Origin of the sequence: Tumebacillus flagellatus (assembly GCF_000714935.1) — a bacterium.
GTDB classification, from domain to species: Bacteria; Bacillota; Bacilli; order Tumebacillales; family Tumebacillaceae; genus Tumebacillus; species Tumebacillus flagellatus.
Genome location: NZ_JMIR01000003.1, coordinates 113,416 through 125,368, shown reverse-complemented (window position 1 = coordinate 125,368; position 11,953 = coordinate 113,416). Strand labels below are relative to the sequence as shown.

The 11,953-nt window shown below is 55.5% G+C and carries 14 protein-coding genes; 9 read left to right on the top strand and 5 right to left on the bottom strand.

Annotated features, from left to right (window positions below):
- Positions 1-5 precede the first annotated feature (5 nt).
- A complete protein-coding gene (locus EL26_RS03475; RefSeq protein WP_038084533.1) occupies positions 6-581 on the top strand; it encodes a hypothetical protein in 576 nt (191 codons plus the stop codon).
- 15 nt (positions 582-596) lie between these two features.
- Here the strand turns inward: EL26_RS03475 and EL26_RS03470 are convergent, their stop codons facing one another.
- Positions 597-926, bottom strand: a complete 330-nt coding sequence (locus EL26_RS03470) for a hypothetical protein (RefSeq protein WP_038084530.1) — start codon at positions 924-926, stop codon at positions 597-599.
- A 37-nt stretch (positions 927-963) separates the two neighbouring features.
- Positions 964-1,542, bottom strand: a complete 579-nt coding sequence (locus tag EL26_RS03465) for a TetR/AcrR family transcriptional regulator (RefSeq protein ID WP_038084529.1) — start codon at positions 1,540-1,542, stop codon at positions 964-966.
- A 638-nt stretch (positions 1,543-2,180) separates the two neighbouring features.
- Here EL26_RS03465 and EL26_RS24875 point away from each other — a divergent pair.
- Genes EL26_RS24875 through EL26_RS23385 form a run of 3 tightly spaced genes read left to right on the top strand, consistent with a single transcriptional unit; the run spans position 2,181 to position 3,440 of the window.
- The gene (locus EL26_RS24875; RefSeq protein WP_152559166.1) at positions 2,181-2,696 is read left to right on the top strand and encodes a hypothetical protein; all 516 of its coding nucleotides are present in this window, start codon (positions 2,181-2,183) and stop codon (positions 2,694-2,696) included.
- A complete protein-coding gene (locus EL26_RS24870; RefSeq protein ID WP_152559165.1) occupies positions 2,689-3,027 on the top strand; it encodes a hypothetical protein in 339 nt (112 codons plus the stop codon). The genes EL26_RS24875 and EL26_RS24870 overlap by 8 nt, the downstream gene beginning before the upstream one ends.
- Entirely contained in the window at positions 3,024-3,440 is a 417-nt protein-coding gene (locus tag EL26_RS23385; RefSeq protein ID WP_052035944.1) for a protein-export chaperone SecB, read from the top strand. Before EL26_RS24870 ends, EL26_RS23385 begins: the two co-directional genes overlap by 4 nt.
- Before the next feature lie 41 nt (positions 3,441-3,481).
- Here the strand turns inward: EL26_RS23385 and EL26_RS03455 are convergent, their stop codons facing one another.
- Positions 3,482-4,753, bottom strand: coding sequence for an erythromycin esterase family protein (locus EL26_RS03455; protein WP_152559164.1), 1,272 nt, complete (start codon positions 4,751-4,753; stop codon positions 3,482-3,484).
- 208 nt (positions 4,754-4,961) lie between these two features.
- On the opposite strand from EL26_RS03455, the gene proC reads away from it, so the two are divergent.
- Genes proC through trpS form a run of 3 tightly spaced genes read left to right on the top strand, consistent with a single transcriptional unit; the run spans position 4,962 to position 7,002 of the window.
- The gene (gene proC / locus EL26_RS03450; RefSeq protein ID WP_274518864.1) at positions 4,962-5,771 is read left to right on the top strand and encodes a pyrroline-5-carboxylate reductase; all 810 of its coding nucleotides are present in this window, start codon (positions 4,962-4,964) and stop codon (positions 5,769-5,771) included.
- A gap of 21 nt (positions 5,772-5,792) precedes the next feature.
- Complete coding sequence (locus EL26_RS25785) at positions 5,793-5,963, top strand: hypothetical protein (RefSeq protein ID WP_162835155.1); 171 nt, start codon at positions 5,793-5,795, stop codon at positions 5,961-5,963.
- 52 nt (positions 5,964-6,015) lie between these two features.
- Complete coding sequence (gene trpS / locus EL26_RS03445; RefSeq protein ID WP_038084525.1) at positions 6,016-7,002, top strand: tryptophan--tRNA ligase; 987 nt, start codon at positions 6,016-6,018, stop codon at positions 7,000-7,002.
- Between the two features lie 170 nt (positions 7,003-7,172).
- On the opposite strand, the gene EL26_RS03440 is transcribed toward trpS, so the two are convergent.
- Entirely contained in the window at positions 7,173-7,925 is a 753-nt protein-coding gene (locus tag EL26_RS03440; protein ID WP_052035943.1) for a YqjF family protein, read from the bottom strand.
- A 111-nt stretch (positions 7,926-8,036) separates the two neighbouring features.
- On the opposite strand from EL26_RS03440, the gene EL26_RS03435 reads away from it, so the two are divergent.
- Positions 8,037-8,906 carry an NAD-dependent epimerase/dehydratase family protein gene (locus tag EL26_RS03435; RefSeq protein ID WP_038084523.1) on the top strand — a complete coding sequence of 290 codons (870 nt, stop codon included), beginning with the start codon at positions 8,037-8,039 and terminating at the stop codon, positions 8,904-8,906.
- A gap of 120 nt (positions 8,907-9,026) precedes the next feature.
- A complete protein-coding gene (gene pepF, locus EL26_RS03430) occupies positions 9,027-10,976 on the top strand; it encodes an oligoendopeptidase F (protein WP_038084521.1) in 1,950 nt (649 codons plus the stop codon).
- A 64-nt stretch (positions 10,977-11,040) separates the two neighbouring features.
- On the opposite strand, the gene EL26_RS03425 is transcribed toward pepF, so the two are convergent.
- Entirely contained in the window at positions 11,041-11,925 is an 885-nt protein-coding gene (locus EL26_RS03425; protein ID WP_038084519.1) for a LysR family transcriptional regulator, read from the bottom strand.
- Positions 11,926-11,953 lie beyond the last annotated feature (28 nt).

Sequence of the window (11,953 nt, the reverse complement as noted above, 5' to 3'; positions counted from 1 at the left end):
CTCCCATGAATACGATTTTGTCGTTCTACCACATCTCGATGCCGTCCTGGATGGACGCGTGGACGTTAACGCGGGCGGCGGGCATTAGCAGCTACATTTTGATCACGCTCTCCGTGCTGGTCGGACTCTATCAATCTCTTCGCACCAAACAGGGCAAGCCCGCCGCGGCGGCATCGGCTGCTCACGTCTCGCTGGCCCGCTGGTCGGTGTATCTGGTCATGTTCCACCTGATCTTGCTGGCGTACGATTCGTACTCGCACTACACGTGGGCGGAGTTGTTGATCCCGCTGAAGTCGCACTTGGAGCCGATCCCGATGGCGTTTGGCATCGTGGCGGGCTACTTCTTGGTCTTCACGATCTTCACCACCGAACTGCGCACGAAGATCGGGCAAACAGTCTGGAAAAAACTCCACATGGCAAGCCCGCTTCTCTATCTCCTCTCCACCGTGCACGGCATCGCCAACGGCACCGACACCAAAACGTACCTGCCGATGTACATCGTCAGCGCCCTGAGCGTGCTCGTGATGCTCGTGGTTCGCTTTTCCTTGGCAGGCAAGCGCAAAGCAGTCGGCGCTTCGTAGAAAAGACGCCTTCCCTTACGAGAGGGAGGCGTTTTTTTTGTTGAACTTATTTTTCGCCCAGGCGTCGAGTTGGCGGACTTGCTTTTTGCCAAGCGTGGCGCCGTAGAGGATCAGCAGGACGAGGATCAGGGTGAACAGGTCGAGTTCGCGGTTGGCGATGAAATTCAAGATGCCGACGGCGACTTGCGGAATCACGCCGGTGAGGGCGAACGCGACGCTGAAGATTTTAAACCACAGGTTGGAGCGAAGCCCGTAACGGGCGTACAGCATGAGAAACGTCGTCGTCCACGCGAGGATTTCGAGCACGCCGAGGATGACCCATTTGTATTGAAGCAGAGTGGCCACGGGGAATCAGCCTCCTTAGGGGAAAGAGTGTTTTTTCTCAGCGTTTGAGTCCCTGCCAGAACACACGCCAGATGCCGTCCAGCTTTTGCGTATAGGAATCGTCGTCGTAGAACATCAACCCGAACGTGTAGCCGTCGACGAGGCAGAGGTACGTTTGGGTGAGTTCTTCGAGGTTTTGGTCGCGGATGATGTTTTGCTCGACGCCTTGGGCGAGGATGGCGGCGAGGCGGGAACAGATCATGCGGTCCACTTCGGTGACGACGCGGCGGATGCGGTCTTTGAACTGGAGAGGCGGGTGCATCCAGATGCGTTTGTACAGCGAAGCGGTTTCGCTGTTTTGCACGACGAACGAAGTCATCTCGCGCAGCAGGGAGTAGAGTTGGGTTTCGATGTCCGCTCCCTCGACGTGCGCGAACGAGGCTTCCAAGTGCTGCACATAGAGCGCCGTCTGCTCTTCGACCAAGCACCAGAAAATTTCTTCCTTGCTGGCAAAGTGCGCGTAGATCGAGGGCGTCTTGATGCCGACTTCCCGTGCGATCTCGCCAAGCGTTGTTTCCTCATAACCCTTCTCCGCAAACAGGGAGAGGGCGACTTTTTTGATTTCAGTCGCTGTCATGGTGGACGGACCTCCCTAACTAATGATCGTTAGGGAGAGTGTAGCAGAGAGAACTCGCGGTGAAAAGGGGGACTTTTTACCTGCTTTCCAGAAAAAAAGCCTCCCACGGATGCGGGAGGTCATTTTGCTACACCAATATCTTCTCCACCGCCAACGGCTGCAGAGCCTTCGTTTCCTCAACATATATTAACGCGTCATACCGCTCCGACATGTTCGACGGGACGTAAATTCCGCGTTCAGCAGGGAACCCGACTCGACTTCGGCTGCATCGCCAACGGCACCGACACCGACACCAAGACGTACCTGCCGGTGTACATCGTCTTCGCCATGAGCGTGCTCGTGATTCGCTTTTCTTTGGCAGGCAAACGAAATGAGGTCAGCGCATCATTAAAAAGACGCCTCCCATTTTGGGGGGGAGGCGTTTTTGGTTCAGAGTTTGAGTATGAAGCCGTAGGATGAGAAAAGATGAAATGGCCGATTCCTAATTCTTTTCAGTTGGAAAAATTAAGTCTTCCCATTGTGGAACTTCACAAAAATGATAGTTGCGGGAAAATTGATTTTAAAATATAATTTGTTTAGTAACATAGGAATTATTGTATCTTAACCGGAATATGAGTTTGAAATGGGGATTCGGTAGGATGATTAAAATGTTCAGAGGTTATCATGGTACTGATGCAACGCGTGCAAACGTAATTGATGATGATGGGTTAATCCCATCAAGTAAATGGCATTGGCTAGGAGGCGGGTATTACTACTACGATGATGATTCTTTAGCAGCTAGATGGGGAGGTCCCAATCCAGTTGTATATACTTCCATACTTGAGGCGGAAGCAAACCGTGTGCTCGACACGATGTCTGCTAATGGTAGAGAGTTATTGGATCGTATATGGAGTTGGTTAAATTCTGAATCTTCACACAAACTTCCGAATTTGAGAAGCAATCAAGACCATCTTGCATATACTTTGGTAGAAGTTTTGCAAAATGAAGACTTGGGGTTGATTGGGAAATTTGATATGATAAGAGCAATCTATAACAAATCCGCTCCATTACAGAACTACTTTCAAACTGGCTTAACCACAGATACCGAAATTCATATTTGCGTGAAGAATATTGAGTGTATAAAAAGTTTCGAAAGGGTGTGTGACCATGGATGATCGCAGATTGCAGGAGCTGATTGCATTAGTTGATCAGTATTATAGTTCGCTAACGCCAGAACAATTGGCCGCACGAGTGGAAGCAACTCAGCGCGTGTACGATCAATATTTTGGGTCGCTTCCTTACACGAAAATGTGGTCTGATGCGACACATACCCTTAAGCCTTATCAAACTGCTTCGATTAAAACAATGCCAAAAAACGGCGATTTGATGTTTGTATCTGGTGGAGATTCAATTGTAGTACGCATTGAGTACTCTTATCAAAACAAGCACAATGAATCTGAACAAGGAGTTGTCGTAACAAGTAGAGAAGGAGTCGCTGCGTCATGAGAGAAGAGAGTCGGATTAGATTTATTAGTTATAAAATTGACTCCATTCATTTTGAAATAAATCGTGATTACGTTGGCGAAGATCAAGAGGATGAGAATCTTTCCATAAATCTCACCCGTAGTTGGGCAGTTCATAAAGAAAATCCGGGTGATTTTATCGTCACAATGTTATGTGAAATTAATCAAAGAGAAGAAGATTCTGATTCTGAAATGCCTTTTTCTCTTGATATCTCACTATTAGGTCATTTTGTAGCTGAGCAAGTTGAACCCTCTGATTTAGAGGTATTTGCGAAGTATAATGCACCTTCAATTCTTTATCCTTACTTGCGTGCAGCTGTAAGCCAAGTGGTCACGATGGCTGGATTTGATCCAGTTTTACTTCCAATTGTGAATTTTCGAAATGAGGATGAGTAAAAAAGCACGGGCCTAGTTGAGGTCCGTGCTTTTTGCTAGATTTACACCAAAACCTTCTCCACCGCCAACGGCTGGAGAGCTTTCGTTTCATCTACGAACACAAACGCGTCATACCGCTCCGACATTTTCGACGGGACGTAATTTCCGCGTTCGTACTCGGGGTGGTAGACGACGCCGATCGCGCGGTGGCCGACGGTGGTTTGGAAGTGCGGGTTCCGCGGGCCGAGCATGAGGATTTGGTTGTACGCTCCGGCGCGGTGCATGAGGTCCTCCCAGGAATTGTGGATCGCTTCCGGCACCGGCATCTCTTGAATCGCCGCTCCCCATTCGCGCGCCGCAATCACCGTACCGCGATGCGTACCAAACCCGATCGCATAGCAAGTCTCCCGCCCGTACCGCTCGCGAACCAGCTGCCCGACATTGAGCATGCCGTCCATCGCCATGTCGGTCGCCCGCGCATCGCCAATGTGCGTGTTGTGCTCCCAGAGGATCGCCTTCGCGCCTCTCCCGTGAAACCGCATCAGATGCTCCAACGCATCGACCATATGCGTGTCGCGCACGTTCCACGAATCACTTCCGCCGCGCATCATCGTGCGGTAATAGCGCTCGGCGTTCACCGCCACCATCGCGTTCAACTCCGCGCTCAATTCCGCTTCGCTTTGCGGACGACCTTGAAAACGGCGCTCCTGCAGCGAGGTCAGCAGCTTGACCACTTCCTCCTCGCACGTCTCATTCAAAAACGCCGCCGCCATCCCGTACGTCTGCCCTTCGCGGGAATACGGTTCAAAACAAGCAAACGCCCGCTTCGCTTTGAACAACTCCGGCGCGTTCGTCTCTTCCAGAAACTTCACCACTTCGTCGAGCGACTCCCACAAACTGTACATATCCAATCCGTAAAAACCCACTCGTTCCTGCTCCGAACGATTCGCGTTGTACCCGCGCAACCATTCGCCCAGCTCCATCACTTCCCGATTCGCCCACATCCACGTCGGCCAGCGGTTGAACGCGCCGAGCGCGTCGCGAACAGACTCTGGAGCGTCCGCCATGTGCTTCACATACGAATTCAAGCTGCAGCAAGAAGGCCAGTCGCCTTCCACGCCGATGAATTGAAAGCCTTTGCGCTCGATCAGTTTTTTGCTCAGTTCCATGCGCAACGTATAAAACTCGGACGTGCCGTGCGAAGCTTCGCCAAGGAGCACGATCTGCGCGTCTCCCACCGCCTCCACCAGCACATCGAGGTCGTCCGTCGAGTCCATGCGGATGGACGTGTTGCGGATTTGGCGCACGAGGTCGTGGTAGGTGTTCATTCGCATCCCCGTCTTTCCTCTAGAATTGACAGTGAAAGTATGTCCGTTCCATGCTACAATCCATGTACTAGGAATTGTTGGGAGGCTTCCGGCGCCAACGGGCATCGTAAGACGCAATTTGCGCAGATCAAGACGGAGTTACAAGTTCAACTGAAGACTTTTTTTCTGCGCAATAGCAAAGTATAATGATGCCAGAATGATGGGAGGCAGAGCTGTGAGGAAGCAACGAATCTTGTTCATAGGTGCCGGGCGAATGGCGGAAGCGATTTTTGCCGGGGTTTTGCGTACACAGAAGGACTACATAGAGGAGATCATCGTGTCGAACCGCTCCGACCTGGCGCGTCTGCAAGCGATGCGCGAGGCGCACGGCGTCACGGTGACTCAAGATTGGCGGGAATCCGCACCCCAAGCAGATGTGATCGTGCTGGCGATGCCGCCGCAACACCATCGCGCCGTGCTGACCGAACTTGCGCCGTACGTGAACGGACAACTCGTGCTGACGGTGGCGGCGGGCATCGGGGTCGGGCTGTTGGAAGAACTGCTGCCCGCAGGAACTCCCGTCGTCTGGATCATGCCGAACACGGCGGCCGGCATCGGCGAGTCGATCACCCTGTTCACGTGCGGACGACACGTGGAGGACAAGCAACGCGACGCGCTGCAGATGATCCTCGCCGGGATCGGCGAATCGGTGGAATGCACGGAACAGCAAGTCCACGACCTCACCGCGATCTCCGGCAGCGCGCCGGCGTTTTTCTACCGCATGGCCGAAGAGCTGGAAGTCTCTGCGATGTCCTACGGCTTGCCGCAGGACGCGGCGAGAAAATTGGTCGCGCAGATGATCTACGGCTCGGCGGCGATGCTGAAGACAGGAGCCGATCCCGCACAGTTGCGCGACAGTGTGACCACGCCGGGCGGCGCGACGGCGGCGGGTCTTCGCGTCATGGAGGAGCGCAAGTTTTCCGAGATGATGCAAGACGCGGTACTTGCCACCAACGCCCGCGCCCGCGAGATGGCGAACGAATAACCGAGGAGGCTCACAGACACCATGAGCGAGCAAAACGAAACCGCAATCGAGAGAATGCGCAGACTCGTTGAAGAAAAAAAATCCAAGAGCGCCGCACAACGCGGTCTCGGCCGTGCCGACAAGGAAATTGCGGCGAAAGCGATGAAAGTCACCAAACAACATAAAAAAGGCGGTCTCTTCGACGGCAAATAACCCCCGGGTGCAGACAGAAAAACGGAGAGCAGAACTTATGGAGGCGAAGGTCATGAAAACCATTTTTTCCGGGATTCAACCGAGCGGCATGATTACGCTTGGCAACTATTTGGGCGCGATGAAGCAGTTTTTGGCCGTCCAAGAGGAACAGAACTGCTTCTTCTGCATCGTCAACCAGCACGCGATCACGTTGCCGCAAGACCCGGCGGCACTGCGTCAAAACACCCGCTCGCTGGCGGCGCTGTACTTGGCGATCGGGCTTGACCCGGAGAAAGTCGTGCTGTTCGTTCAATCGGACGTTCCGGCGCACGTGCAGCTGGGCTGGATCATGCAGACGATCTCCTACGTCGGCGAACTGGAGCGCATGACGCAGTACAAAGACAAAGCGCGCGGCCGCGAAGAGTCGATCCCGGTCGGCCTGTTGACGTACCCGCCGCTGATGGCAGCCGACATTTTGCTCTACAACACCGACATCGTGCCGGTGGGCGAGGACCAGAAGCAGCACCTCGAATTGACCCGCGACTTGGCGCAGCGTTTCAACAACCGTTTCGGCGAGGTCTTCACGATTCCGGAAGTTCAACTGCCGACGGTCGGCGGGCGCATCATGTCGCTGCAAGACCCGACGAAGAAAATGTCCAAGTCCGACCCGAACCAAGGCGCGTTCCTCTCGCTGCTCGATTCGGAAGCGGACCTCGTGAAGAAAATCAAGCGTGCGCAGACCGACTCGGACAACGCGATTCGCTACGATAAGGAAAACAAGCCGGGCATCTCCAACCTGCTGACGATCTACTCGTTGCTTGCGGACCGCAAGCTGGAAGAGATCGAAGCGGAGTATGCGGGCAAGACGTACGGCGCGCTCAAGGGCGACCTCGCCGAACTCGCCGTTTCGGTGATCAAGCCGATCCAAGAGCGCTACCACAACCTCATCGAGTCCTCCAAGCTCGACGACATCCTCGACGCCGGGGCAGAGAAAGCGAACAAAGTCGCAAACGCGACCCTCGCCAAGGTGGAAGCGGCTGTCGGCCTCACCCGCAAGTAAGAAAAAAATGAACGGCCCGTCTCCGAGTCCAAGACGCCGTCCGTCCGAACTCGACCGGGTCAACCCAATACAAAAACCTCGGGCACCGTTTCGGCCCGAGGTTTTTCACGTTCCACTGTCTTTTCAACGAACAAACCTCGGGTACAACATCGCCCGAGGTTTGTTTCTTTCTATTTCACTTTCTCTAACGCAAAGCAGTGTGTGACGATATCTTTCACATAATACGCTTTCGGCCCTTCGAGCGGCTGGGGAAGGCCGGCCGCTTCAAACAGCAGGTTTGTTTCCACGGTCGCCTCGGCGTGTTGCAACGGCCATGTCCCGTGCTCGATGTCGCCGCGGTACAGATTCCCCTCGGCATCGGTCGAGAACAACGAGAACCGCTGGGTCAAGAAAGCCTCCAACGACCCGCTCTCCGCCTCAAACACCTCCGACGTCGGACGATATCTGCACGAGAAATTCGCAACCGGACCGGCGCCGCCGCGCACGGAATTGAACTCAAACACTCCGTCGTTCTCCACCAGCGCAATGTCCGCGTCGTGATACGGCAGGTGATATATCAACTTCGCCATCACCGACCCCAACCACGAATCGGCGTCGATCGACCAGAAATACACGCCCGGTCGCCCGTTTACCGTCACATACGTGCGCAAATTCAACTCGCCAAAGTGCATCGACAGGAAATCCGGCTCCAACCGCAACCGAATCCGCTTCATATAAAACGGCACGATCGAAACGTACGCCCGACCGTCGAACACGTCCAACTCCATTCCCGCGGGGAGGTGCGGACGCAGCATGTCCGGATCAAACGCGTAATGCAAAAAGCACAGATCCGCCCAATCCTGAAGCATCATCCACGACTTCTGTTCGGCGGCATCTGTCTCCGTAAATGTCCCGTTAAATTCTCGGTCAACCTGATGACTCATCGGGTATCTCTCCCTGTTTTCAACTTTAAATGCCTAACAAATTGATCTTATCACAACCTTGCGTTTGAGTGGTACAATGGAAATACCACCCAGATAAAGGAGATCAACCCGATGAAAACAGCACTCATCTTCGGAGGCACCCGCTTTTTTGGCAAGCATCTCGTGGAAAAACTGCTCGCGGACGGCGTGACCGTCACCGTCGCCACGCGCGGCCAAACGGAGGACGGCTTCGGCGACCGCGTCGAGCGCTTGACGCTCGACCGTCTCAACCGCGATTCGCTTTCGTCCGCTCTGGAAGGCAAAAGCTACGACGTCGTGTTTGACCAAATCTGCTACGGCCCGGACGACGCGCAAAACGCCGTCGACGTGCTGACCGGCAAAGTCGGCCGCTATGTGTTCACCTCGACGATGGCGGTGTACGACCCGAACGGCGAAACGCACGCGGAGTCCGACTTCGACCCGTACCGCCACGAAATCCAATACGGCCCGTACACCAACTTCTCGTATGCGGACGGCAAACGCCACGCAGAGGGTGTTTTTTTCCAAAAAGCGGACTTCCCGGTCGTCGCGATTCGCATCCCGATCGTCGTCGGGCTCGATGACTACACCCGCCGCCTGCATTTCCACGTCGAGCATGTGCAAGAGGAGAAGCCGTTCTGGATGCCGAACCTCGACGCTTCGATGGGCTACATCACGTCGGAGGAAGCCGGGAAATTTATCGCGTGGTGCGGCACGGTCGAGCAACCCGGCCCTTACAACGGCGCGGCTGACGGCACCATCTCTCTGCGCGACTTGCTCAGCTTGATCGAAGAGACGGTCGGCAAGCAGGCTCTCGTCGCGGAAGGTGCCGAAGCGTCTCCGTACGGCGTCCCGGCTTCGTGGCTGTTGAACACCGACAAAGCCAAGTTCGCCGGATACGAGTTCACCAACTTGAACGACTGGCTCCCGCAACTCGTCCGCGAAATCGCCGACGGCAAGTAAGTCTGAAACGCCCCTTTCCGCAGCCTTGGCGGAGAGGGGCTTTTTTTCCATCTCTTCCACATGGGTTTGGGGATTTCAGGGAATCACAATAGGTACTATCACCCCGAGGAGGAGCGACCGATGAGAAGATCGTTGACTGCGCTTTCGGCGATGTTGATCGCCTTGACCACGCTCTACGTCCCCGCTTCCGCCACGCACGCCGCCGTGCCGTCCGGGCAACCAGCGGTCGAAATCCGCAGCACGGAAGCCGGCGAACCGTCCGCAGCCGCCAGCGCACCGAACTACCGCAAGCGCGGCGACGTGCCCGACAAGTACAAGTGGAACCTCGAAAGCATCTACCCGTCCCAAACCGCCTGGGAACAAGACTGCAAAAAAGTCGAAGCCCTGCTCCGCGACTTCAACCGCTTTCGGGGCCACCTGAAAAACCCCGCGCAAGTCAAGGCGATGCTCGACAACTACGCCGTCCTCTCCCGCACGTTTGACAAAGTGCACGTCTACGCCAAGCTCAGTTTTGACACGAACACCGGCGACTCCAAACTGCAAGCGTTAAACGACCGCGCCGAAAAACTCGCCACCCTCGTCGGCGAGAAAACCTCTTGGGTGATGCCGGAGCTGTGCTCGATTCCCGAAGCGGAAGTCAAAACGATCTTCGCGGCACCGGAACTTGCCGCCTACAAACCGTTTCTGGAAGACGCGATGAAGACGAAGCCGCACACGCTCTCGCAGGAGATGGAAGCCGTCCTCGCGCAAACGCATCCGATGGCGAAGGCCCCGGAGAAAATCTACACCATGCTGCAAAAAGACATCCTGTTTCCCACGCTCCGCACCAAGGACGGGCACGACATTCACCTCACTCCGGGCAACTATTCGGCGATCTTGCAACAGGGCGACCGGGAGCTGCGCAAGAGCGCGTATGAACTGTACAACCGCGTGATCGAGCACTACCAAGACACCTACGCCTCAATGTTTGCGGGCGAAGTGCAAGCGAACAACTTCGCCGCCCGCGTCCACAAGTACGACTCCGCGCTGGAAGCCAGCCTCCTGCCCAACGGCATCCCGACCGACGTCTATGACCAACTGCTCAACACCGTGCACAAAAACTTGCCGCTCCTGCAACGCTACATGAACTTGAAAAAACAACTGCTCGGCGTCGACCAACTGCACGTCTACGATCTCTACCTGCCGATCTCGGCGAACGACCAGCGCTACATCCCGTTTGAAGAAGCGAAAGGGATGGTGCTTGAAGGTCTGAAACCGCTCGGCGACGATTATGTGAACGTGTTGAAACAGGCGTTTGACTCCAACTGGATCGACGTCTACTCCACGGAAAACAAACGGGGCGGCGGCTACCAGTGGGGCTGTTATGACACCCATCCGTTCGTGCTGTTGAACTACCAAGGGCATTACGACGACGTCTCGACGGTGGCGCATGAACTCGGGCACGCCATGCAGTCGTACTACACGCAGCAGAAGCAGCCGTACCTCTACTCCGGCTACCCGATCTTCACGGCGGAAGTGGCGTCGACGATGAACGAGACCCTGATGTTCAAGTCGCTGTACAAGCACGCGACGACGCGCGACGAGAAGATGTATCTCTTGCATCAATATCTGGAGACGTTCGTCGGCACGCTGTTCCGCCAAGCGCAGTTCGCGGAATTTGAGAAGCTCGCACATGAAAAAGAGCAGAAGGGCGAAGCGCTGACCGCCGAAACGCTCAAAACCCTCTACCTCGACATTCACAAAAAATACTTCGGCAACACCCTCGCCGCCGATCCGGAAGTCGGGATGCAATGGTCGCGGGTGCCGCATTTCTACTACGGGTTCTATGTGTACCAGTACGCGACATCGTTTGCGGCGTCGACGGCGTTGGCCAAGCAGATCCTCGACGAAGGCGAACCGGCGGTGCAGCGCGTCCGCGAAAACTTCCTCGCGGCCGGATCGTCCAAACCGCCGCTGGAGATCTTGAAAGATGCAGGTGTGGATATGTCCACGCCCAAGCCGATCGAGCAAGCGATGAAAGTGTTCGAGGAACAGCTCAATGAGATGGAGAAGCTGATGAAACAGAAGTGATACCGGAATGTTTCCATTGAACAGAAAAGGAGATGGAGCGCGGGGCTCAATCTCCTTTTTTGATCTAGGGCAAGCGGTCGGCGTGTTCGTTGAACAGCTGCTTCCACGCGTGGAGCACAGGAGACTCCACTTTGCGTTTGGGGTAGATCAGGTAGGCGGTGCGGGTGGGGACGGGCTGACGGGGGCGGAAGGGGAGTTTTTTGACAACGCCCTTCGCTTCGAGGTCGTCGGCGAGATTCTCCATCAAGAAGCCGATCCCTTCTCCCGCCTGAATCGCCTGTGCAAGAATCATCGTATCGTCGATCTGCCACGAGGGCACGTACCCCGGCCCGACTTCCGATTCGTACCACTCGGAGAACGGCGAGCCCCAGTTCATGAAGAGGAACGGCAAGTCCGGCAACCGATCCGGCGTGATCTCGTCCACGCCCGCATCGAAGTCCGGAGGTCCGACGAGCACGATCGAATCGTGGTACAACGGCTTGACCTCGATATCGGGATGATGCGGCGGCAAGTACACCAGCCCCAGATCGATCAGCCCGTCAAACATCTTGAGCACGATGTCGCTGGAATGCCCCGTGATCGTGCGCAGCGCCACTTCCGGGTGCCGCTTGCGAAATTCCAAGACCAACGGGTAGAGCGTGAATTGCCAGATCGAAGCCAGCGCCCCCACCGTGAAGCGCTCTGCAAACTTGCCTTGCAGGTGCGCGGACACTTCCGCTTCCTGCAACAAGTCCAACGCCCGCTGCCAATAGGGCAGCAGCGTCAACCCCGTCGGCGTCACTTCCACCCGCCGCGAGTCGCGGGTGAACAACGGCTTGCCGACCGCTTCCTCAAGCAGTTTGATTCTCGTCGTGATCGTCGATTGCGCCACATGCAGCTGTTCGGCGGCGCGGGTAAAGCTCTTCGTCTGCGCGATGGCGAGAAAGGCGCGGATTTGATCGAGTTCCATAGAGGCGGGCAGACCTTTCTTGGTTCAA